At 36.3% G+C, this 24,318-nt stretch carries 24 protein-coding genes; 23 read left to right on the top strand and 1 reads right to left on the bottom strand.

The window, feature by feature from the left end; translation table 11 throughout:
* Positions 1-4 precede the first annotated feature (4 nt).
* The 6 genes from CD29_RS00470 to spoVM are packed head-to-tail and all read left to right on the top strand — an operon-like array spanning position 5 to position 5,044.
* Positions 5-754, top strand: coding sequence for a Stp1/IreP family PP2C-type Ser/Thr phosphatase (locus CD29_RS00470; protein ID WP_036181688.1), 750 nt, complete (start codon positions 5-7; stop codon positions 752-754).
* Positions 755-757: 3 nt separating this feature from the next.
* Positions 758-2,713, top strand: a complete 1,956-nt coding sequence (gene pknB / locus CD29_RS00465) for a Stk1 family PASTA domain-containing Ser/Thr kinase (RefSeq protein ID WP_036181686.1) — start codon at positions 758-760, stop codon at positions 2,711-2,713.
* A gap of 14 nt (positions 2,714-2,727) precedes the next feature.
* Positions 2,728-3,609, top strand: a complete 882-nt coding sequence (rsgA, locus tag CD29_RS00460) for a ribosome small subunit-dependent GTPase A (protein ID WP_036181684.1) — start codon at positions 2,728-2,730, stop codon at positions 3,607-3,609.
* A 2-nt stretch (positions 3,610-3,611) separates the two neighbouring features.
* Positions 3,612-4,280 carry a ribulose-phosphate 3-epimerase gene (gene rpe, locus CD29_RS00455; protein WP_036181682.1) on the top strand — a complete coding sequence of 223 codons (669 nt, stop codon included), beginning with the start codon at positions 3,612-3,614 and terminating at the stop codon, positions 4,278-4,280.
* Positions 4,277-4,930, top strand: a complete 654-nt coding sequence (locus tag CD29_RS00450; RefSeq protein ID WP_036181680.1) for a thiamine diphosphokinase — start codon at positions 4,277-4,279, stop codon at positions 4,928-4,930. Before rpe ends, CD29_RS00450 begins: the two co-directional genes overlap by 4 nt.
* Positions 4,931-4,945: 15 nt before the next feature.
* Positions 4,946-5,044 carry a stage V sporulation protein SpoVM gene (spoVM, locus tag CD29_RS20900; protein ID WP_140422879.1) on the top strand — a complete coding sequence of 33 codons (99 nt, stop codon included), beginning with the start codon at positions 4,946-4,948 and terminating at the stop codon, positions 5,042-5,044.
* A gap of 172 nt (positions 5,045-5,216) precedes the next feature.
* Here the strand turns inward: spoVM and rpmB are convergent, their stop codons facing one another.
* Positions 5,217-5,405, bottom strand: coding sequence for a 50S ribosomal protein L28 (gene rpmB / locus CD29_RS00445; protein ID WP_036171756.1), 189 nt, complete (start codon positions 5,403-5,405; stop codon positions 5,217-5,219).
* A 320-nt stretch (positions 5,406-5,725) separates the two neighbouring features.
* Here rpmB and CD29_RS00440 point away from each other — a divergent pair, with 320 nt between their 5' ends.
* The 17 genes from CD29_RS00440 (at position 5,726) to CD29_RS00355 (ending at position 24,229) form a co-directional block, all read left to right on the top strand.
* Positions 5,726-6,088 carry an Asp23/Gls24 family envelope stress response protein gene (locus CD29_RS00440; RefSeq protein WP_036181678.1) on the top strand — a complete coding sequence of 121 codons (363 nt, stop codon included), beginning with the start codon at positions 5,726-5,728 and terminating at the stop codon, positions 6,086-6,088.
* A gap of 18 nt (positions 6,089-6,106) precedes the next feature.
* On the top strand, positions 6,107-7,759 hold the full coding sequence (locus CD29_RS00435; RefSeq protein WP_036181676.1) for a DAK2 domain-containing protein: 1,653 nt from the start codon (positions 6,107-6,109) through the stop codon (positions 7,757-7,759).
* Between the two features lie 451 nt (positions 7,760-8,210).
* Positions 8,211-8,873, top strand: coding sequence for an L-serine ammonia-lyase, iron-sulfur-dependent subunit beta (gene sdaAB, locus CD29_RS00430; protein WP_036181673.1), 663 nt, complete (start codon positions 8,211-8,213; stop codon positions 8,871-8,873).
* A 13-nt stretch (positions 8,874-8,886) separates the two neighbouring features.
* Positions 8,887-9,771, top strand: coding sequence for an L-serine ammonia-lyase, iron-sulfur-dependent, subunit alpha (gene sdaAA, locus CD29_RS00425; protein WP_036181670.1), 885 nt, complete (start codon positions 8,887-8,889; stop codon positions 9,769-9,771).
* A 1-nt stretch (position 9,772) separates the two neighbouring features.
* The gene (gene recG, locus CD29_RS00420; protein WP_036181667.1) at positions 9,773-11,821 is read left to right on the top strand and encodes an ATP-dependent DNA helicase RecG; all 2,049 of its coding nucleotides are present in this window, start codon (positions 9,773-9,775) and stop codon (positions 11,819-11,821) included.
* A 140-nt stretch (positions 11,822-11,961) separates the two neighbouring features.
* On the top strand, positions 11,962-12,555 hold the full coding sequence (fapR, locus tag CD29_RS00415) for a transcription factor FapR (protein ID WP_036181664.1): 594 nt from the start codon (positions 11,962-11,964) through the stop codon (positions 12,553-12,555).
* A complete protein-coding gene (gene plsX, locus CD29_RS00410) occupies positions 12,539-13,555 on the top strand; it encodes a phosphate acyltransferase PlsX (RefSeq protein ID WP_036181661.1) in 1,017 nt (338 codons plus the stop codon). Before fapR ends, plsX begins: the two co-directional genes overlap by 17 nt.
* Position 13,556: 1 nt before the next feature.
* Positions 13,557-14,498 (top strand): ACP S-malonyltransferase, encoded by a 942-nt coding sequence (gene fabD, locus CD29_RS00405; protein WP_036181658.1) that lies wholly within the window; start codon positions 13,557-13,559, stop codon positions 14,496-14,498.
* Position 14,499: 1 nt separating this feature from the next.
* Entirely contained in the window at positions 14,500-15,246 is a 747-nt protein-coding gene (fabG, locus tag CD29_RS00400) for a 3-oxoacyl-[acyl-carrier-protein] reductase (protein WP_036181655.1), read from the top strand.
* Positions 15,247-15,358: 112 nt separating this feature from the next.
* Positions 15,359-15,595: an acyl carrier protein gene (acpP, locus tag CD29_RS00395; protein WP_036181651.1), complete on the top strand. Its 237-nt coding sequence runs from the start codon at positions 15,359-15,361 to the stop codon at positions 15,593-15,595.
* A gap of 389 nt (positions 15,596-15,984) precedes the next feature.
* A complete protein-coding gene (gene rnc, locus CD29_RS00390) occupies positions 15,985-16,704 on the top strand; it encodes a ribonuclease III (protein WP_052123925.1) in 720 nt (239 codons plus the stop codon).
* A 1-nt stretch (position 16,705) separates the two neighbouring features.
* Positions 16,706-20,278, top strand: coding sequence for a chromosome segregation protein SMC (smc, locus tag CD29_RS00385; RefSeq protein WP_036181648.1), 3,573 nt, complete (start codon positions 16,706-16,708; stop codon positions 20,276-20,278).
* A gap of 2 nt (positions 20,279-20,280) precedes the next feature.
* Positions 20,281-21,555, top strand: a complete 1,275-nt coding sequence (gene ftsY / locus CD29_RS00380) for a signal recognition particle-docking protein FtsY (RefSeq protein WP_036181646.1) — start codon at positions 20,281-20,283, stop codon at positions 21,553-21,555.
* Positions 21,556-21,881: 326 nt separating this feature from the next.
* Positions 21,882-22,217, top strand: coding sequence for a putative DNA-binding protein (locus CD29_RS00370; protein ID WP_036181642.1), 336 nt, complete (start codon positions 21,882-21,884; stop codon positions 22,215-22,217).
* 11 nt (positions 22,218-22,228) lie between these two features.
* Positions 22,229-23,593 (top strand): signal recognition particle protein, encoded by a 1,365-nt coding sequence (gene ffh / locus CD29_RS00365; protein ID WP_036181640.1) that lies wholly within the window; start codon positions 22,229-22,231, stop codon positions 23,591-23,593.
* Between the two features lie 115 nt (positions 23,594-23,708).
* Positions 23,709-23,981 (top strand): 30S ribosomal protein S16, encoded by a 273-nt coding sequence (gene rpsP, locus CD29_RS00360; RefSeq protein ID WP_036181638.1) that lies wholly within the window; start codon positions 23,709-23,711, stop codon positions 23,979-23,981.
* A 14-nt stretch (positions 23,982-23,995) separates the two neighbouring features.
* Positions 23,996-24,229 carry a KH domain-containing protein gene (locus CD29_RS00355; RefSeq protein ID WP_036181635.1) on the top strand — a complete coding sequence of 78 codons (234 nt, stop codon included), beginning with the start codon at positions 23,996-23,998 and terminating at the stop codon, positions 24,227-24,229.
* The last annotated feature ends 89 nt before the right edge of the window (positions 24,230-24,318 follow it).

The following is a 24,318-nucleotide window of genomic DNA, read 5'->3' as shown; positions in this document are numbered from 1 at the left end:
CTTTTTGAAGTTTACAGTTGAAAGTGATATTGGGTTAAAGCGAAAAGTCAATGAGGATCGGGCGGCGTTTGTTGAACGCCCCGATCACTTTAAACTTGCCATTTTAGCAGACGGTATGGGTGGTCACAATGCAGGTGATATTGCAAGTGAGATGGCCATTAAAGAGATGGAGTATTTGTTTAAAAACGCCATATCTAAAAACTTTGAAACGACTCATACGAAGAAAAGATGGATGTTTGAAGTTATAAAAAAAGTAAATGAAAGCATCTACAAGCATTCCTTAAAAAACGAAGCTTGCAGCGGAATGGGAACGACCTTAATTGCTGTATTAATAGACCATGAAAAATGTTTAATTAGTCATATTGGAGATTCTCGAGTCTATCATTTTACTCCTAAACAAGTTGAATTGATAACAAGAGATCATTCTTATGTCAATATTCTTGTTGAAAATGGCGAAATTAGCGAAGAAGAAGCAGAAAATCATCCACACAAAAATGTAGTACTAAAAGCATTAGGAACAGAGATGAAGATTGATCCTGATTTTTACGAATTATCAATGGAGGAGCAATCTTATTTATTAATTTGTTCTGATGGACTTAGCAACAAATTGTCAGTTGATGAAATGTCAGCAATTTTAACTTTAAATATGACAATTGAGGAAAAGGGTAAAAAATTAGTACAATTGGCAAATGATAGTGGTGGAGAAGATAATATATCGCTCGTTTTATTATCAACAAGTAAAGAGGAGGTGTGATGAATGCTTATAGGAAAAAGAATAAATGATCGATATAAAATACTACAGCTTGTTGGTGGCGGAGGAATGTCGAATGTCTATTTAGCCCATGATATGATCTTAAATCGTGATGTAGCGGTGAAAGTATTAAGATATGACACTACAAACGAAGAAGAATTCCATCGCAGATTTCAACGAGAAGCACTTTCAGCAACTAGCCTAATGCATCCTAATATTGTAAGTATTTATGATGTCGGAGAAGACGGAGATATGCACTATATAGTGATGGAATTTATTAAAGGCAAAACGTTGAAGCAATACATAAATGAGTTTTCGCCTTTATCACCTGCTCGTAGTGTTCACATTATGAGACAATTGACAAGTGCTATTGCCCACGCTCATGAAAATCAAATTATCCATCGAGATATTAAGCCACAAAATATACTTATAGACGAAGCTGGTAATTGTAAAATTACGGATTTTGGAATTTCTACGACTTTAAGTGCGACGAGTTATACGAAGACGAATTCTGTATTAGGTACAGTACATTATCTTTCACCTGAACAGGCAAGAGGTGGTACCGCTACTAAAAAATCAGACATTTATGCATTAGGGATTGTGTTATACGAATTATTAACTGGTGAGCTACCTTTTTCTGGCGAATCAGCGGTTTCAATTGCACTAAAGCATTTACAATCTGAAACACCTTCTATTAGGGCAGTAGATGCTTCAATCCCGCAAGCACTTGAAAATGTTGTACTAAAAGCAACTGCTAAAAACCCGGCACATAGATATAATTCCGTAGAAGAAATGGAAGAAGATCTAGAGACTGTTTTATCAGCAAGTCGATTACATGAGCAAAAATTTCTTCCGCCTGTTGATAATGATGCAACGAAAGCAATGCCAATTATAAAAGAGCCTTTACCAATTAGTGATATTGCAAACACAAAAGCAATGCGTCCAATTAACTCACAAAATGACAAGCAGCAACAACCACCTGCAGAAGAAAAGAAAAAATCTAATAAAGGCAAAATTTTTGCCATCGTTGCTGTTTCTCTAGTAATTTTAATTCTTTTAGCAATTTTCTTGTTAAACTTTTTAACACCAAAGAAAATAGAAATACCTGATGTTTCAAACAAGGAACTCATCGATGCAATTGCCCTACTAGAAGAAAAAGGTTTTAAAATAGGTGAACAAAGGGAAAAGCATGATGAAAATATTGAAGCAGGAAAAGTAATTGGAACTGACCCAGGAGCTGGATACAGCCGACAAGAAGGAACAGAAATTGATCTAATTATAAGTCTTGGTACTGAAACAGTTGAAATGGAAAACTATGTAGGACAACAAATGAGCCAAGTATCATCACTAATTGAAAAAATGGAATTTAAGAAAGTTCATCAAAAAGAGGAACATTCAGATAAACCAGCAGGTACGATCATTGCTCAAACGCCAGAAGCTGGTGAAGAAATTGTAACGAAAGATACAGAAGTTACATTTACTATAAGTTTAGGTAAAGAAAAAGTAACGGTTAGAGATTTAAAAGGCTACAATGAATCAAATTTAAAGGAATATGAAAGTATTTCCGGTTTTAGAATTGAAAAACAAGAAGAAGTTAATTCTGAAGATATTCCTGCAGGAAGTGTCGTATCCCAAGACCCACAATCAGGTACGCAATTGGAAAAAGGATCTACTATTAAGGTAGTAATCTCTAAAGGACCGCGAGAAAAGGCTGTTAAGATTTACAGATTGAATTTAGAAATTCCTTATGATCCTGTTGAATATGGAGAAGAACAGCAAGTACGAATCTTTATAGAGGATAAAAATCGCAAAATGATCGAGCCTGAAACAATAACAATAACTGAGGATTATGTATATTCAACTATTATAGAAATTGAGGAAGGTCAAACAGCGGCTTATCGAATAGAAGTAGATTCAAAAGTAGTTGCAGAAGAAACTATACATTTTGACGAATTAGATTAATAAGGAGGAATTAGATGGCTCAGGGCCAAATTCGCAAAGCACTAAGCGGTTATTATTATGTCTTTCATGATGGTGAATTAGTTCAATGTAGAGGTAGGGGCGTCTTCCGTAATCGTGGAGAAGCTCCTTTAGTAGGAGATATCGTAGATTTTACAAAAGAAGGGGATTCTGATGGGTATATTATGAAAATATACCCTCGGAATAATGAACTCGTTAGACCGCCAATCGCCAATGTAGACCAAGCCCTCTTAGTTTTTTCCGTGAAAGAACCTGATTTTAGTACATTGTTGTTAGATCGATTTTTAGTTGTATTAGAATCTTTTAGAGTTAAGCCGATTATTTGTTTAACGAAAATGGATTTACTATCTGATACGGAACTGGATGATTTAAAACAATATATTGAGGATTATCAGAAAATTGGCTATATGGTTATTGACACCTATAAAGATGATGAAACACTTGTCGAGATTCTACAACCCATTCTAGAGGGAAAAACGAGTGTACTTGCAGGGCAATCAGGTGTCGGAAAATCGACTTTATTAAATACATTGATCCCTGAGTTGAATTTAAAGACAAGTGGTATTTCGCATAGTTTAGGCAGAGGTAAGCATACAACACGACATGTCGAGCTAATTGATATTGGAAATGGATTATTAGCAGATACACCAGGATTTAGCTCATTTGATTTTGATACAATCGAAAAAGAGGATTTAACCCATTGTTTCCCTGAAATAGCTACACTAAGTGAGTCATGTAAGTTTAGAGGCTGCCTACACTTGAGAGAGCCGAAATGTGCGGTAAAAGGCGCATTAGATAATGGAGAACTTCCAGAATATCGTTACGAACATTATTTAGAGTTTTTACAAGAAATAACGGATCGAAAGCCGAGGTATTAATGATGATTAAAATTGCACCATCGATTTTATCAGCTAATTTTGCAAAATTAGGTGAAGAAGTAAAGGAAGTAGAACAAGCAGGTGCTTCTGTCATCCATATTGATGTTATGGATGGCCATTTTGTTCCAAACATAACTATGGGGCCAATTGTAGTAGAAGCACTAAGACCAATAACGAATTTACCACTTGATGTACATTTAATGATTGAAAATCCTGATGATTATATTGAACAGTTTGCAAAAGCTGGAGCAGACTGGATTTCTGTACACGTTGAAACTTGCAGACATCTTCATCGTACGATTCAACTTATTCGATCTTTTGGTGTAAGACCGGGTGTTGTATTGAATCCGCACACACCAATTGATTCGATTCAGCATATTTTAGAAGACATTGATTTTGTTCTGTTTATGACGGTGAACCCTGGATTTGGTGGGCAAAAATTTATCTCATCTGTTGTACCGAAAATAGAAAGTCTATCAAAAATTATTAAAGAACGTGGTTTAACAATAGATATTGAAATTGATGGTGGAATAAATGCAGAAACAATTATTCCATGCGCAAAAGCAGGAGCTAGCATTTTCGTAGCAGGTTCAGCTATTTACAATAAAGAAAATCGCGCAGAAGCGCTTAAAGAAATTCTAGATGCTGGTGAGGCGGCACTAGTAAAATGACTACCGTAATTATTTGTTCAGGGGGGCCAAAACAAGATCTACCACCCCTTGAAAAATATCATCGTTCGAATGATGTAATTTATATAGGTGCAGATAAAGGGTCAATTTATCTACTAGAGCAAGGAATCATCCCAGATGAAATTGTAGGAGATTTTGACTCATTGTCAAATGAAGAATGGCTGAAGGTCACTAATTTAGTTAACAAAATAGAGAGAGTGCAAGCTGAAAAAGATGATACAGATACAGATTTGGCACTAGAAAAGGCACTACTTTATAAACCAACTGAAATCATTCTTACAGGGGTAACTGGTGGGCGTTTAGACCATTTTGAATCTGCATTACGATCCATGTACCGAGTGCAATCGAAAAATTTACATATTCGTATGAAAATATTAAATGATAAAAACGAAATCCAGTTTTTATTCCCAGGCAAATATCCACTACATCCAGATGATAGGTTTCAATATCTCTCTTTTTTTGCTTATGAACAAAATGTGAAAGATGTTACATTACGCGGAGTAAAATATGAAACAACAAATGAATTAATTGAATTAGGCACCTCAAGATTTACAAGTAATGAACTCAATTCAATAGAAGGTTATATCTCCTTTTCTTCAGGCATATGTTTAGTGATAAGAAGTAGTGATTAAGGAGGAGGGCAGACATTGCGAGTTTACACTTTCCAATTACCGAAATTTGTTAGTTCATTTACACGTGCGTGTATTAATTTGTTTAGAGGTGGCAAAAAGAAAGACAAGAAATAATGAATAATGCACTTATATCCTAAAGTAAATGTACTATTCTTATTTATTTCAAGACAGAGTTGTGAGCATATCACAGCTCTTTTTTTTATTAAATTGAGTAAGCTTTAAAACTAAAATTTTTAAAAATAAAAAACCATCGAAACAGTTAAGTTCGATGGTTTCAAGCGGTATATTAAACACGTTCAACTTTACCTGATTTTAACGCACGAGCAGAAACCCAAACGCGTTTAGGTTTGCCGTTTACTAAGATACGAACTTTTTGTAAGTTAGCGCCCCAAGTACGTTTGTTAGCGTTCATAGCGTGAGAACGGTTGTTACCTGTACGAGTTTTACGACCAGTAATAACACATTGTTTTGGCATCTATAATTCCCTCCTTACAGATGAATCTGAAAGATCTTTTCTTCAGTTCTTGATTTCACATACCATAATAATTTAACATAGGTCTGGGTTCGATGCAACCAATTTTACATGTACTTTCAAGAAAAAATCCTTTACAGTGTTTTCTAAAAAATATTCATAATATACTATTAATAGATAAAATGTGTTAAATACATTATAATTTTCACAAATAACTTTAACAAACAAGACAAACTATATACAATAAACAACGTTTTCTTTTATAATGGTTTTTTGTGTAGTACAATTAATGATAGCCAAAAAGAGGCAAAGGAGGCAAACGTATGTCATTAGAGATTAATAACGATTTCGGCCAAATTGATATTTCAAATGATGTCATCGCTCAAATTGCAGGTGGTGCTGCAATTGAATGTTATGGTGTTGTTGGAATGGCTTCAAAACATCAAATTCGTGATGGGTTAACAGATATATTACGCAAAGAGAACTTTACAAAAGGAGTAGTCATACGCCAAACAGGGGATGACCTCCATATTGATATGTATATAATTGTAAGCTATGGAACGAAAATCTCAGAGGTAGCCTACCAAGTCCAATCAAAAGTAAAATACACAGTGAACAAAACTTTAGGAATGAGTGTTAAATCAGTCAATATATTTGTTCATGGTGTTAAAGTTTTATCTGTGTAAGAGGAGGATTTATTATCAATGAAGTCACTAGACGGCATAAAATTTGCAGAAATGGTACAGATGGGTGCTCATCACTTGTCGCAAAATGCCAATTTTGTTGATTCATTAAATGTATTCCCAGTACCAGATGGAGATACGGGAACAAACATGAATTTATCTATGACATCTGGAGCTAAGGAAACGAATACTAACGCTCAAGATCATATAGGCAAAACAGCCCAGAGTTTATCAAAAGGATTACTTATGGGTGCTAGAGGGAACTCAGGAGTTATTTTATCTCAGCTTTTTAGAGGTTTTGGCAAACATATTGAAAAAGACAGTGAAGTAGACGCGTTTAAATTTGCGGGAGCATTCCAAGCTGGCGTTGATACTGCTTATAAAGCAGTTATGAAGCCTGTAGAAGGAACAATTTTAACTGTTGCTCGTGAAGCGGCGGCAAAAGCGGTTGAAGTGGCGAAAAGTGAAACAGACATCATTAAAGTGATGGAGACTTTGGTTGAAGAAGGGAAAAAATCTTTAGATCGTACTCCAGACTTACTTCCTGTGTTAAAAGAAGTTGGTGTGGTAGATAGCGGTGGACAAGGTTTACTGTTTATTTATGAAGGTTTCCTTGCATCTTTAAAAGGTGAAGCGCTTCCAGAGAGAAATAATACTTCAATCGATGATCTAATCAGTGCTGAACATCACCGTGTTCAAGATTTTATGAACACTGAAGATATAGAATTTGGTTATTGTACAGAAATTATGGTGCGCTTAGAAGAAGGTAAAGAGCCTTTTGATGAAGCGAAGTTCCGCCAAGAATTAGATGTTATGGGTGATTCCTTACTAGTTGTATCTGACGATGAAATCGCGAAAGTACATATCCACTCTGAAACACCAGGAGCTGTACTGAGTGCAGGGCAAAAATATGGAAGCCTTATTAAAATTAAAATCGATAATATGAGAGAGCAACATTCAGCAATCGTTAATGATGATCAACCAAGTGTTGCAAAAGCACCTGCTAAAAAAGAAAAGCATCCATATGCAGTTGTAACAATTGCAATGGGAGAGGGAATCTCAACTCTTTTACGCAGTATTGGTGCTTCATATGTCATTGAAGGCGGCCAAACGATGAATCCTTCAACTGAAGATATCGTCAAAGCGGTAAACGAAATAGAAGCTGAACGTGTCATAATTTTACCTAACAACAAAAATATTATTATGGCTGCTGAGCAAGCTGTAGAATTACTAGATATAGAAGCAGCAGTAGTCCCAACAAAAACAATACCTCAAGGGATGGCTGCGATTTTAGCTTATAATCCTGAAGCGTCTGTACAAGACAATAAAGCTGGTATGACAAGAGCATTAGCAAATGTGAAAACTGGCCAAGTGACTTACGCAGTCCGCGATACTTCAATTGACGGTGTTGAAATTAGAAAAGACGATTACATGTCTCTAGCTGAAGGTAAAATTGTCTTATCTACACCAAATATGATGGATGCAGCTCAAAAAGTAATCTCTGATTTAGTCGATGAAGACACAGAAATCATTACGATTATTTATGGGATAGATGCTACAGACGAACAAGCAAATGAAGTAGCAGAATTTGTCGAAGAAACTTATCCAGATGTGGAAGTAGAAATTGTTGAAGGTAAACAAGCATTGTATCCATTCATTTTCTCTATTGAATAAGAGGAATATTACGGTCTCAACTAATACATTCAAATATGAAACTATACAAAATTTATTATTTTTAATTAGGCTGGGACAAAAGGTAACTTTCAACAAAAAGTCAGTCTTCGCTATAATAAAAAACTGATAACACTATATTAGAAAGTCGTTCGTTGGAGAGGCATGCGAAGACTCCTGCAGGACGTAGAAGCAGTCATGAGACCCCGGAGAGCTTTAGCTCCCGGAGGCTCATGGCTTCCCTGCGGAAAGCGAAGCATGCATCGGAAACGAACGTCGCTATATCAAAAAGGTACAATCCAATGTGAATGGGTTGTACCTTTTCACTTATGTCCCAGCATGTTTTCAGTTAGCAGTTTTTCCAAATTTATTCCCTTTGGAAGCGATTATTGTTCGTGATACAATAAGGATAAAATCATTTGAGGATGTAACACAAAGGATAAGGGGGAGAAGGATGAAGTTTACTTCAGTTTTTGACATCATAGGACCTGTCATGATTGGACCGTCATCATCACATACGGCCGGTGCCGCTAGAATTGGAAGAGTGGCTCGCGATTTATTTGGACGTCAGCCAAAGTGGGCAAAAATCTATCTTTATGGTTCTTTTGCCGAAACTTATAGAGGGCATGGTACGGATGTTGCCATAGTTGGTGGATTATTAGATTTTGATACGTATGATGAACGCATTAAAACATCCTTTCAACTTGCTAAAGAAGCAAATCTTGAATTTGAATTTATCACTGAAACTGCCAATAAAGAACATCCAAATACAGCCCGTATTTTATTAGGAGATGAAGCTGGTGAAATGTCTGTTGAAGGGATTTCAATTGGTGGAGGTAAAATAGAAGTAAGTGAAGTAAATGGCTTTAAGCTGAAATTAACTGGTGGTATGCCTGCAATTTTAGTTGTCCACGACGACCGAGCTGGCTGTATAGCAAACGTGGCAAATGCACTAGCGATGCATCATGTAAACATCGGTCATATGGAAGTTTCTCGTATTGAAAGAGGGCAAACTGCGTTAATGGTTATTGAAGTCGATCAAAATATTGACGAAAAAATATTACATCAAATCTCGTTGATTCCACATATAACTAAAGTTTCAAAGATTAATAATTAAAGGAGTGAGCAATATGGACGTGTTATTTCGTAATGTAAAGGAATTAGTTGAACTTGCTGAAAGTAGGAATGTGCTCATCTCGGAAATTATGATTGAACAGGAAATGAATATCACTGGCAGATCTAGAGAAGACATCATCGCTCAAATGGACAATAACCTAACTGTCATGGAACAAGCGGTTGAACGTGGTTTGAATGGTGTCCAATCTGTTACAGGTTTAACAGGTGGAGACGCTGTATTATTACAAAATTATATTGCTAAAGGAAACTCCTTATCTGGAGAGTTATTATTAGACGCTGTAAGTAAAGCTGTAGCTACAAACGAAGTGAACGCTGCGATGGGTACAATTTGCGCAACGCCAACTGCTGGTTCTGCAGGTGTAGTACCTGGTACGTTATTTGCAGTAAAAAATAAATTAAACCCAACTAGGGAACAGATGATTAATTATTTATTTACAACAGGAGCTTTTGGATTTGTCGTTGCAAATAATGCCATGATTTCTGGTGCTGCGGGGGGCTGTCAAGCAGAGGTAGGTTCTGCAAGTGCAATGGCTGCTGCTGCAATTGTTGAAATGGCAGGCGGTACACCATCACAATCAGCAGAAGCATTTGCCATTACATTAAAGAATATGTTAGGCCTTGTATGTGACCCAGTAGCTGGACTGGTAGAAGTTCCTTGTGTAAAACGTAACGCGATGGGGGCATCTAATTCGTTAGTTGCTGCTGATATGGCTCTAGCTGGTGTAACAAGTCGAATACCTTGTGATGAAGTGATTGGAGCAATGTTTAGAATTGGTCAAGCGATGAGTCCAAATCTTAAAGAAACAGCGCGTGGCGGTTTAGCTGCTACTCCTACAGGGAAAGCAATTGCTGCAAGAATCTTTGGAGGAACTGCTTAAGTTGAGTAGTAAAGTGTTAGAACCCATCACTCAGTTAAAAGGGGTAGGAAATGAAACTGCTACTGTATTAGCTGAGATGGGGATTTATACAATTAACGATTTACTCTGGACTTTCCCCTATCGTCACGAAGATTTTCGTTTAAAAGACTTAACAGAAACACCACACAATGAAAAAGTTACAGTAGAAGCCACAATTGAAAGTGAGCCAATTGTTCAATTTCTCGGTAAAAATAGATCAAGAATTACTGTAAAATCCTTAGTAGGTAGACATCTAATCAAACTAGTCTTCTTCAATCAAAATTATTTAAAAACAAAACTTTCTCCAGGAACAACTGTTACTGTGTCTGGTAAATGGGATCGCGGAAGACAGGTAATCAATGTTTCGACGATTAAATTTGGACCAAAAACAGATAATGCTGATTTTGAACCGGTTTACAGTTTAAAAGGGAATTTTCATCAAAATAGATTTCGTAAGTTAATGCGACAAGCTATTGATTGTTCTGAAGGGGAAGTTGAAGAAACACTTCCCTCTCATCTTCTTGAAAAATATAAATTAATAACAGTACTTGAAGCATTAGAAGGTGTGCACTTTCCAGTAGACGCAGATCATTCAAAACAAGCACGTAGACGTTTTGTATATGAAGAATTATTACACTTTCAATTACGTATTCAAGCACTACGAAAAGTTCATAAAGAAAACGAACTTGGGATTGCTATTAACTATGACTTGAAAAAATTGAGGGAATTCATCGCAACAATTCCTTTTGATTTAACGTCTGCACAAAAACGTGTTGTAAATGAAATATGTAAAGATTTAAAAGAACCGACTCGAATGAACCGACTATTACAAGGTGACGTTGGATCGGGAAAAACTGTTGTTGCTGCCATAGGTTTGTTTGCTGCAGTGACTGCTGGGTTCCAAGGGGCATTAATGGCACCAACAGAAATATTAGCCGAGCAACATGCAACTTCACTTAGTAAAATGTTAGAACCGATGGGGGTACGTTTAGCACTACTTTCCGGTTCTACAAAAACAAAAGCTAGAAGAATGTTATTAGAACAATTACATAATGGCGAAATTGACATCTTAATTGGTACGCATGCTTTAATACAACCAGATGTTATTTTCAAAAACTTGGGATTTGTAATAACTGACGAACAACATCGATTTGGTGTAGAACAGCGTAGAGTGTTACGGGATAAGGGAGCGAACCCAGATGTACTATTTATGACAGCTACACCAATCCCGAGAACCCTTGCTATTACAGCGTTTGGTGAAATGGATGTTTCAATTATCGATGAATTACCAGCAGGTAGAAAACAAATAGAAACCCATTGGCTGAAAAAAGAGCAAATGCATTCCGCAATCTCTAAAATGGAATTAGAGCTTCGTCAAGGAAGACAAGCATACGTTATTTGTCCTCTCATTGAAGAATCAGAAAAAATTGATGCTCAAAACGCTGAAGAAGTGTTTGCTCAACTTTCAACTGTTTTTAAAGGGAAATTTAAAGTGGATCTAATGCATGGTCGCCTTCATTCGGATGAAAAAGACCGAGTGATGAGAGAATTCACAGAAGGCAAAATTGATGTATTAGTATCCACAACGGTTGTTGAGGTTGGGGTAAATGTTCCAAACGCATCGTTTATGGTCATTTATGATGCGGATCGTTTTGGATTGGCTCAGCTTCATCAATTACGTGGTCGAGTGGGTCGTGGACAATTCCAATCCTACTGTGTATTACTTGCAGATCCAAAAACAGACGAAGGTACCGAACGAATGATGTCAATGACTGAAATTAATGACGGTTTCCAACTAGCTGAAAAGGATCTCGAGTTAAGAGGACCTGGAGACTTCTTTGGAAAAAAACAAAGCGGGCTTCCGGATTTTAAAATGGCTGATTTAGTTCATGATTATCGAACATTAGAAGTGGCTAGACAAGATGCGGCGGTAATTATCTATGATGATGCGTTATGGACAGATGATGAATATAAGCATTTACGCGAAATGCTAGAGGAGTCTGGAGTTTTGAACGGAGAAAGAATAGATTAATACTTTTGAATTTTATGACAATATATACGACTTACTTTTGAACGCAACAATATGTGAAATATTGTTGCGTTCTTATTTTTCGAAATGTATACTGGTGTTAGTACCAAGTGCTAATACATATAATAAGGTGATGGCGAAAATTGAAACGTCGAACAAAAAAAGAACGTCAGCAACACTTATTACAAACAATCGAAGAGAATCCATTTATTACGGATGAACAACTGGCAACGCAATTTAATGTGAGTGTCCAAACAATCCGTTTAGATCGAATGGAATTATCCATACCCGAATTAAGAGAACGCATTAAAGATGTAGCAGCCAAGAATCTAGAAAATGAAGTAAAATCATTACCTTTGGACGAAGTAATAGGTGAAATCGTTGATATTGAATTAGATACTAGAGCTATTTCAATTTTTGATGTAAGAGAAGAACATGTGTTTCAGAGAAATGGCATAGCACGCGGACATCATTTGTTTGCACAGGCGAATTCGTTAGCTGTGGCTGTTATTAATGATGAGTTAGCGTTAACAGTTAGAGCAAATGTATTGTTTGCAAAACCTGTTAAAGCTGGTGACCGTGTTATTACAAAAGCGACCGTAAGTGGACAAAATATAGAAAAAAATCGGACGTACATTGAAGTAACATCTACTGTAAATAATAGTGTTGTATTTAAAGGTGAATTCGAAATGTATCGAACGAAAGGTAAAGGTGAAAGCGATGAAACTAGCTATTGATGGAATGGGCGGCGATCATGCACCGCGTTCGGTCGTTGAAGGCGTTTTACTTGCATTAGAGGAATTTCCTAATTTAGAAGTAAAGCTTTATGGACATAAAGATAAATTGGCTCAATTTCTAACTTCACATAATCGTATAGAAGTTGTCCATTGTGAAGAAGTGATTGAAGGTGAAGATGATCCTGCACGCAGTATTCGCCGCAAAAAGGATTCTTCCATGACTAGAATGCTAGAAGCCGTTTCAGAAGGCACTGCGGATGCATGTTTATCTGCAGGTAATACAGGTGCTTTAATGGCTGGAGGTCTTTTAAAAGTAGGAAGAATTGAAGGTGTAGCTCGTCCAGCTCTTGCAACAACATTACCCACAATTGATGGACAAGGCTTTTTAATGTTGGATTTAGGGGCTAATGCCGACGCTAAACCAGAACATTTACTGCAATACGCACTTATGGGCAATATATACGCCAAAAAGGTACGAGGTATTGAAAAACCGCGTATAGGTTTATTAAATATTGGATCTGAAGAAAAAAAAGGAAATGACCTAACAAAAAGCGTATTTAGTTTACTACAAGAATCAGATCTTAATTTCGTTGGTAACGTTGAAGCACGTGATTTACTAGACAATGTTGCTGATGTAGTTGTAACGGATGGATTTACAGGCAACATGGTTCTTAAGTCTATCGAAGGAACAGCAAGTGCAATGATGGCAATGTTAAAAGAAGCATTTATGGCTTCTGGGAAAACAAAAATCGGTGCATTATTAATGAAAAGTGAACTGAAAAAATTAAAAGGTAAACTAGATTATTCTGAGCATGGTGGTGCGGCGTTATTTGGGCTGGGTGCACCAGTTATTAAAGCACACGGTTCATCTAATGCTAGAGCAATTTATAGTGCAATTCGCCAAGCGACTATTATGGCTGAACATAATGTAACAGCTGTAATCAAAACAACTATAGCAGAAAGTAATTCTTTACAAGGGGAAAAGAAAGAGGAGAATTAATATGTCTAAAATTGCATTTATCTTTCCAGGTCAAGGTTCTCAAAAAGTTGGAATGGGCCTAGAGTTTGTTACTAACTATGCAGATAGTAAAGAATTCTATGAAAAAGCAGATCGTGCATTAGATTTTGAACTTTCAAAGCTAATGCTTGAAGGCCCTCAAGAAGAATTAACATTAACATATAACGCACAACCAGCACTTCTTACTACAGGTGTTATGATTGCTGCAAAATTAATGGAAGCTGGAATTCAACCGGATTATACTGCTGGTCACTCATTAGGAGAATATAGCGCGTTTGTAACTTCTGGTGCACTGTCCTTTGAAGAAGCTGTTCAAATCGTTCATAAACGAGGTTTATTTATGAATGAAGCAGTACCAGCAGGCCTTGGAGCTATGGCTGCAATCTTAGGTTTAGATGAGGAACCTTTAAAAGAAGTTTGTGACCAAGTTTCGGCTGAGGGGGAAGTAGTTCAACTTGCAAATATAAACTGTCCTGGCCAAATTGTTATTTCAGGTACAAAATTAGGTGTTGAAAAAGCATCTGCACTAGCAAAAGAAGCTGGTGCAAAACGAGCAATTCCTTTAGTTGTAAGTGGACCATTCCACTCAGAACTAATGAGAGCTGCAGCGGATCAATTAGAAAATGAAATTGAAAAGATTACTATTAATGAGCCGCAAATACCTATCATCAGTAATGTAGGCGCAGAAACTTTACATGAAGTCGCTGATATTAAAAAAGAAATGATTGAACAAGTTTATAGCCCTGTTTTATGGGAACAAGATGTTCGTAAATTGTTAGAGTTAGGTGTTACAACTTTCATAGAATGTGGACCTGGTAAAGTACTTTCAGGATTAGTGAAAAAAGTAGACAAATCAGTGAACACTTATTGTGTTTATGACGAAGCTACTTACATTGAAGTCATACAAGCTTTAAGGGGTGAATAAAATGGGAAAATTAGATGGTAAGGTTGCTGTTGTAACAGGAGCTTCGCGCGGAATTGGACGAGCAATTGCCCTTTCACTAGCAAAAGAAGGTGCGAAAGTTGTAGTTAACTACAGTGGGAGTGAACAAAAAGCACAACAAGTAGTTGATGAAATAAATAGCATGGGAACACAAGCGATTGCTATCCAAGCGAATATATCAGAAGTAGAATCAGTAACAAATTTAATGGATTCAGCAATTAAACAATTTGGTTCGATTGATATTCTTGTAAATAACGCAGGAATTACAAGAGATAATTTAATCATGCGTATGAAAGAAGACGAATGGGATGACGTGATTAATACAAATTTAAAAGGTGTCTTCCTTTGTACAAAAGCAGTTACACGTCAAATGATGAAACAACGTGCTGGTCGCATTATTAACATTTCCTCCATTGTTGGTGTAATGGGGAATGCTGGGCAAGCAAACTATGTTGCAGCAAAAGCTGGTGTAATTGGGTTAACTAAAACTACAGCTCGCGAACTAGCTTCACGAAATATTTTAGTGAATGCTATTGCGCCTGGTTTTATAACAACTGAAATGACAGATGCCTTACCGGAGGAAATGAAAAATGCAATGCTTTCTCAAATTCCTCTAGCAAAACTTGGGCAACCTGAAGATATTGCAAAAGCGGTTGTATTCTTAGCTTCAGACGATGCAAGCTATATGACTGGACAAACATTGCATATTGATGGCGGAATGTACATGTAATTGAAAATGTTTGTATTTTAGATAGATATTTGAGAATTTCTATAATATTTTCATAAAAATCTATTGAATGAAGTTTAACATCATGTATACTATTTGAGGGGAGGTGACTGACTTGACTACAGTATTAGAACGTGTTACTAAAGTAGTCGTTGACCGTTTAGGCGTTGACGAAACTGAAGTGAAATTAGAAGCTTCTTTCCGTGAAGATTTAGGTGCTGATTCACTTGATGTTGTTGAATTAGTAATGGAACTTGAAGATGAATTTGATATGGAAATTTCAGATGAAGATGCTGAAAAAATCGCAACTGTTGGCGATGCTATCAAATATATTGAAGGTAAAGTAAATTAACGGACCTGAGGCACGATTCACTATTGTGATTAATCGTGCCTCTTTTCAATCTTTTCAAGTTAACAAAATAATGGTATAAAAAGTAGTTGTGATAGACAATTATCACAACTACTTTGACCGTTCATAGGGTACAATGTAAATAATCTTCATTCAAATTATTATTGTACTGACATTTGTGGAGGGTATATTAATAATCTTTTTCTATTAGTGGTAGAATGAAGGAAAGACTTTGCGGATGTAACAGATTTTTAAAACTAACTTTAAACTCGAGCTCGCTCGAAAAAATCTGGCTACAAATTCGCCAATATGAATTGATAAAGAAATTATGTTAGGAAGGCAGAAGAGCTCATGACAATAAGAAAAAAGGACAACAACAAAGAACTGGGGTATTGCCTGAAAAAGTACAAGCTCAATTTGAAATATTGGAGCAAGAACTAAATGTTTCTTTTACAAACAAAAGCTTACTTTACCAAGCATTTACCCATTCATCTTATGTGAATGAGCATCGACGAAAATTATACACAGACAATGAACGATTAGAATTTTTAGGTGATGCAGTACTTGAATTATCCGTTTCAAAGTATTTATTTGAACGTTATCCACATATGAGTGAGGGCGAACTTACAAAACTTCGAGCTTCAATTGTATGTGAACCATCACTAGTCATCTTTGCCAATGAGTTAAACTTCGGTAAATTTGTTTTACTTGGTAAAGGAGAAGAATTAACAGGTGGTAGAGAACGTCCAGCATTACTTGCAGACTGTTTTGAATCGTTTATTGGTGCTATGTATTTAGATCAAGGATTAGATGCTGTTGTAGCATTCTTGCAACGTGTTGTCTATCCAAAAGTTGAAGTCGGTGCTTTTTCTCATGTGATGGATTTTAAAAGTCAGTTACAAGAATTAGTGCAACAATCCAATAATGGCATACTACATTACGAAATTATTGATGAAAAGGGTCCGGCGCATAACCGTATATTCGTTTCAAGAGTATTATTAAACGATCAGGAGCTTGGTATTGGCCGTGGGAAATCGAAGAAAGAGGCTGAACAACAAGCTGCTCAAAATGCGATGGTAGCGTTAAATCAGTCATTGCATAAGGAGGATTAAGATGTACCTTAAACGACTTGAAGTGGTTGGCTTTAAATCGTTTGCAGATCGTATTGGGATAGATTTTGTCCCTGGTGTTACAGCTGTTGTTGGTCCGAATGGTAGTGGGAAAAGTAATGTTACAGATGCAATTCGATGGGTTTTAGGAGAACAGTCCGCAAAATCACTACGTGGTTCGAAAATGGAAGATGTCATTTTTGCAGGTAGTGCTTCAAGAAAACCATTAAACTTTGCAGAGGTAACTTTAGTACTAAACAATGAAGATGAACAAGTAGCGAGTGACTATACAGAAATAAGTGTGACAAGACGTGTCTATCGATCAGGTGATAGTGACTATCTATTAAACAATCAGCAATGTCGTCTTAAAGACATTACTGATTTATTTATGGATTCTGGTTTAGGAAAAGAAGCATTTTCTATAATTTCTCAAGGTAGAGTCGATGAAATTTTGAATTCTAAACCAGACGATCGAAGAACAATCTTTGAAGAAGCTGCTGGCGTTTTAAAATACAAACTTCGTAAGAAAAAAGCAGAAAATAAGCTAGAAGAAACAGATGAAAATTTAAACCGTGTATTAGATATACTACATGAATTAGATAGTCGACTCGAACCTTTGCAAATGCAGGCATCGGCTGCAAAAGATTATGTTCAGATGACAGAGGAACTTAAAGAGTCGGATATTGCCTTGATGGTACATGACTTAACAAACTACCTTCAAGATTTAGGTAAGGTTAAGGCTGACTACGAAGGTTTGGAAGTTGAAGAACAAAAATACTTAAAACAAATTGAAGAAGTCGAATTATCAACAAATGAAATACGTGAAAAATTAAGAACTATTGATCAAACTTTAGATTTATCACAAGAACAGCTAGTTGAAGCAAGTACGGAAGTAGAACGATGGGACGGTCGCAGAGCGTTATTACAAGAAAAACATATGAATGCTCAAAAGCAACTTCAACAATTACAACTAACTCTCAATCAATTAGTTGAAGAAGAAACAGAATTAGAAAAAAATGAGTCAGATAATAAATTGCAATTTGAACATAAACAAAAAATCGTATTGGAATTAAAATCTGACATTAAAAAAATCGAGCAATCTCTAAATACTTCTGTCGTTGAAATTGAGGAACAAATTGAAAAATCGAAGGATAAATATATCGATTTATTAAACGAAGAAGCAACCATTAAAAATGAACTGAAACATATCGAGCAACAATTAACCCAACAAGAAGCAACAGCAGAACGTATGTCTGACGCTTCCGTTGAAATGGTGAAAAGACTACAAACAGTTCAACAACAAAAGCAAGAACTTTTACAAAAGTATCACGCTATTGAAAAACAACTTAACGATAACGTACAAGAAATTGATTTACTACAAAATCAATTAAAAAAATCTTCTGCCTCATTTGAAGAAAAACAAAGAATGCTCTATCAAGCTTATCAGCACCAACAACAGTTAAAGGCTCGTAAAGATACTTTAGCGGAATTAGAATCAGATTTCTCTGGTTTCTTCCAAGGTGTAAAAGATGTTTTATTAGCTCGCGACCGTGGTGAATTAACAGGAATCGAAGGTGCAGTTGCTGAGCTTATTAAAGTAGATAGTGAATACTCAAAAGCAATTGAAACTGCATTAGGTGGAGCATCTCAGCACATCGTTACAAAAAATGAGCAAGATGCACAAAAAGCAATTGGTTGGTTAAAGCTAAAAAGAGCAGGGAGAGCAACATTTCTACCTAAAACGGTTATGAAATCTCGTCGCATATCTCCTGAGCAAATTTCAGCCGCTATAAACCACCCAGCTTTTATTAACTTAGCGCATCAATTAGTAAAATTTGATGAGTCAAATCGTACAATTGTAGAAAATTTACTAGGTAATGTTTTAGTTGCTACAACTCTCGAAGGTGCAAGTCAAATTGCTAGATTGTGTGGCTATAGATATCGTGTTGTAACAATAGAAGGTGACATTGTAAATGCTGGTGGTTCATTAACAGGTGGAGCAGCAAAGCAACAAACTTCGTTATTTTCTAGAAAAGCAGAGCTTGACTCGTTGACAAGTAAGTTAGCTCAAATGGAAGGTTCTATCTTACAGGCTGAAAAAGCAGTTTCTGAGGAAAAAGAATCCGTTGCAAATCTTCGTGAAAAAGTAGAAGAACGAAAAAATTACGGCGATGAAATTCGTAAGACAGAGATTGAATATAGATCAAAATTACACGAATTAGAACTAGAAGAAAAAAGTTTAAACACTACAGTTTCAGTAGCAACTTCAGAGCAATCATCCGCAACGACAATAAAACAAACATTGTTAAAACAACGTGAAGATGCAAGTAATCGACTTGAAGAATTGCAAATCGAGCTACAACAAATAAATGCTACAGTTGAACAATTAACTGAAATGAAGCTTCATGGTGAAAACAAAAAAGATCAGTTACGCGAACAATCAGCAGAAAAACGTTCTCACTTAGCAGTTGCACAAGAGCAATTAACACAAGTTCAAGTAGCCACGGCCGATATTGCTTTAAAGCGTTCAAAAATTAGACAACAGATAGAATCTATTTCCCAAGAAATAAGTTGGATACAAACGGGAGATTCCGAGGGGCCAACTGGTGAGGAAATAAATGAACAGGTACGTAATTGGACCTTGAAAAAAGACCAGTTAACTGAAATGATCCAGCATAATCGTCAACAACGTTCTCAAAATCAGTTACAACTTACTGAATTTGAAGAACAGTTAAAGGAGCTACAACGGATTCATAAAGGGTACATGGAATCGTTACGTGCTATGGATTTAAGAAAAAGTAAAGTAGAGTTCGAAATTAATCGTATTCATACACAATTAGACGAACAATATGAACTGGATTATGAATTTGCTAAAGAGACTACTTCACCAATTGAAGATGTAGACGGAGTGCGTCGTAAAGTAAAATTATTAAAACAATCCATAGAAGAACTTGGACCAGTAAATCTAACGGCAATTGAAGAATATGATCGTGTTTTAGAAAGACATACATTCCTGACTGAGCAACGTAATGATTTACTTGAAGCACAAGATACATTACACGTAGCAATAAAAGAAATGGACGAAGAAATGTCTACAAGATTTAGTGAATCATTTACAATGATACGCACTCAATTCCAATATGTTTTTAGGGAATTATTTGGTGGTGGACAAGCGGACTTAGTTTTACTTGAACCAGATAATATACTGGAAACAGGAATTGAAATTGTAGCTCAGCCACCTGGTAAGAAACTACAAAGTTTAAGTTTACTTTCTGGTGGAGAAAGGGCGCTAACAGCAATCGCACTTCTATTTGCAATTCTTAATACTAGACCTGTTCCGTTTGTAATTTTAGACGAAGTTGAAGCTGCATTAGATGAAGCGAATGTAGATCGCTATAGCGGTTATTTAAAGAAATTAAGTAGTGAAACGCAATTTATTGTCATTACACATCGTAAAGGTACTATGGAAGGCGCTGACGTCTTATATGGTATTACTATGCAAGAATCAGGAGTTTCTAAGCTTGTATCTGTAAAACTCGAAAAAGAGGCCGTACTTGTGGGGCAAAGGAGCGAATAACAATGAGTTTTTTTAAACGATTAAAAGAAAAGTTATTAGGTAGTGAAGAAGTACAAAAAGAACAATCGCAAGAGGAAATACAAGAGAGTCAACTAAGTGATGAGGATTCGAATGTACAAGTTCTTGAGGAAGAAAAGAGCGAAAATAAAGAACTTGAAGCGATTCAGCAAAATGAACTTACAACTGTAGATTCTGCGGATGTAGAAGAAACTTTTGGTGTTCAAGAAGTTCATGAAGCTCAAGAAATTCAAGCGGTTCAAGAAGAACAAGAAGTACAAGAAGTACAAGAAGCTCAACAGGAAAAGAAACCATCTGCATGGTCGATTACTCAAAAGTTTAAGGCTGGTTTAGCAAAAACACGTGATACATTTACATCAAGAGTAAATGACCTTATTGCAAGATATCGAAAAGTTGATGAGGACTTCTTTGAAGAATTAGAAGAAGTATTGCTACAAGCCGATGTTGGCTTTGAAACAGTAATGGAATTAATGGACAAATTGCGTTTTGAAGTACAACGTAAAAACATCAAGAATACTGAAGGTATTCAAGCTGTGATCTCAGAAAAATTAGTTGAGATTTATGAAAATGGCGAAGATAACATCACAGCTTTAAATATTCAACCTAAGGGTGATTTAACGGTAATTTTATTTGTCGGAGTTAATGGTGTAGGGAAGACAACGACAATTGGAAAGCTTGCACATCGTTTAAAATCACAAGGAAAAACGGTTGTGCTTGCAGCGGGTGATACATTCCGAGCTGGTGCCATTGATCAGTTACAAGTCTGGGGAGACCGTGTTGGTTGTGAAGTCGTAAAACAATCGGAAGGTTCAGACCCAGCAGCAGTAATTTTCGATGCGATTGGTGCTGCGAAAAAACGTGGTGCAGATGTGTTAATTTGTGATACTGCAGGACGTCTTCAAAATAAAGTAAACTTAATGAAAGAACTAGAGAAAGTGCATCGTGTTATTTCACGTGAAATTCCAGATGCACCACATGAAGGGTTACTTGCATTAGATGCGACAACTGGCCAAAATGCCCTTGTTCAAGCGCAAATGTTTAAAGAAGCGACAAATGTAACAGGTATTGTTTTAACTAAGCTTGATGGTACTGCAAAAGGTGGTATCGTTTTAGCAATCCGCAACAAACTTCATATTCCAGTGAAATTCATCGGACTAGGTGAGAAAATGGACGATTTACAGCCATTCGATGCCGAACGATATGTCTATGGTCTATTCGCAGATGGACTGGATAAGGAACTTGAGAAGATAGAAGAATAAATCATCAGAGTAGCACTCGTTGTCTTTATTAAAGGCAGCGAGTGTTTTTTTTAGGTTATTTCGTTTTCATTTTGGGTGTGGATAAAGGAGGGGATTTGAAACGGTGTGGTTACTAGTACAGGCGTCTTGGAGGACAGAAAAGTGCGAAACGCGAAAAAGTTGTCCTCGACCACCATTCTCGAAGAAACAAAATCACAATAACCAAAAAAACAGTCCTGGATCACCATTCATGATTCTTCAGCCCATTGTTCAAGGAAATTACCTTGACAGACTCTTAGGAAAAAAGTTATGATACAATAGACAAATTATGATTGGAGAGATATTGAATGCTACTTGAAAAAACGACACGCATGAACTTTCTCTTCGACTTTTATCAAGCATTACTGACGGATAAACAACGAAGTTATATGGAACTTTACTATCTTGATGATCATTCTCTTGGAGAAATTGCAGAGAGTTATAAAGTTTCAAGACAGGCGGTTTATGATAATATTCGTAGAACAGAAGCAATGCTTGAAGAATATGAAGATAAACTAAAGCTTTTTGAAAAATTTGGCCACCGTCAGCAAATTATAGAAAAGCTCACAGAAGCAATCAAAGATGAAAATAAAACAATAGAAGAAAAACTTTCATTATTAAATGAATTGAAAGAAACGGATTAGGAGGAGACCTTATGGCATTTGAAGGATTAGCGGAACGACTCCAAGGGACAATCCAAAAACTGAAAGGCAAAGGGAAAGTTTCTGAACAAGACGTTAAAGAAATGATGCGCGAAGTACGTTTTGCTCTAATTGAAGCGGACGTTAACTTAAAAGTTGTAAAAGAATTCGTTAAAAACGTAAGTGAACGCGCTATTGGATCGGAAGTAATGAAAAGTTTAACTCCGGGCCAACAAGTTATTAAAATCGTTCAAGATGAGTTAACAAATCTTATGGGTGGAGAACAAAGCCCAATCAAATTCAGCACAAAGTCACCAACTGTCATTATGATGGTCGGTCTGCAAGGTGCCGGGAAAACAACTACGACTGGTAAGTTAGCGAATGTTTTAAGAAAAAAATACAATCGTAAACCTTTACTCGTTGCAGCAGATATTTATCGTCCTGCAGCTGTACAACAATTACAAACATTAGGTAAACAGCTTTCCCTACCTGTATTCTCATTAGGAACAGACATTTCACCTGTTGAAATTGCTCGAAAAGCGATTGAACATGCAAAAGAAGAACATCATGACGTCGTAATCATAGATACTGCAGGTCGATTACATATCGATGAAGAACTAATGCAGGAATTGAAAGACATTCGAGCTTTAAAAGAGCCAGACGAGGTCTTTTTAGTTGTCGATGCGATGACAGGTCAAGACGCTGTTAACGTAGCTCAGAGCTTCAATGAAACAGTTGGAATTACCGGGGTTGTTTTAACTAAATTAGATGGTGATACTCGTGGTGGTGCTGCGTTATCTATTCGTTCAGTAACTCAAAAACCAATTAAATTTGTTGGTATGGGTGAAAAAATGGATGCCCTTGAAACATTCCATCCAGAACGTATGGCACAGCGTATTTTAGGTATGGGTGATGTTTTATCGCTAATTGAAAAAGCCCAAGCAAATGTTGATATGGAAAAAGCAAAAGAGCTAGAGCAAAAATTCATGACGCAAACCTTTACTTTTGACGATTTCGTTGAACAATTGCAGGCTTTAAAGAAAATGGGACCTTTAGATGATATTTTAAAAATGATCCCTGGTGTCAACAAAATGAAGGGCCTAGACAATGTAAAAGTTGATGAAAAACAAATGGGTCGCTTAGAGGCTATAATTTACTCAATGACTCCAGCTGAAAAAACAAACCCTGAAATCATCAACGGAAATCGTAAAAAACGTATTGCTAAGGGCTCTGGTACAACTATTCAAGATGTGAATCGTTTACTAAAGCAATTTGAAGAAATGAAAAAAATGATGAAACAAATGACAGGTATGACTCAAGGTAAAGGTAAAGGTAAGAAAAAGATGAAATTACCTGGCTTAGATTCATTATTTAAATAGAACACTTTCACTATTTTTAATAAAAAAAGTAGTGTTAAGAAAAAATACTTTACAAATACCAAAAACATTGATAATATACTATCTTGTGTGAAACTTATTCGGAGGTGCAATAAAAATGGCAGTTAAAATTCGTTTAAAACGTATGGGAGCTAAAAAATCTCCTTTCTATCGTATCGTAGTAGCTGACTCTCGTTCACCACGTGACGGACGTCAAATCGAAACAGTTGGTACTTACAACCCACTAACTTCTCCAGCTACTCTAAACATCGATGAAGAGAAAGCTCTTCAATGGTTAGCTAATGGTGCAAAACCATCTGATACAGTACGTAACTTGTTCTCAGAACAAGGAATCATGGAAAAATTCCATAACTTAAAATTCAGTAAATAATCGGAGGTGGCATTGTGCAGCAACTGATTGAAACAATCGTTAAACCATTAGTCGATTATCCAGAAGAAGTTCGTATTGAGACGGACGAAAATTCAAGTCGAATTGTTTATAAGCTTTTTGTTCATCCAGATGACAGAGGGAAAGTCATAGGCAAACAAGGTCGTGTCGCAAAGGCGATTCGTACAATTGTTTACTCAGTAGCTAGCGGCCACCAAAAGAAAAAGACTTACGTCGATATATTGGATTAAAAATAAGTTAAGCGTGTTCGTTAAGCTTACGCGAAACTAGATAAAAGAAGGGAGCCGAAATAATGGTCTCCCTTCTTTTTACTATATTT

Origin of the sequence: Ureibacillus manganicus DSM 26584 (assembly GCF_000772945.1) — a bacterium.
GTDB lineage: Bacteria > Bacillota > Bacilli > Bacillales_A > Planococcaceae > Ureibacillus > Ureibacillus manganicus.
This window is presented reverse-complemented; position numbering and strand designations above follow the sequence as displayed.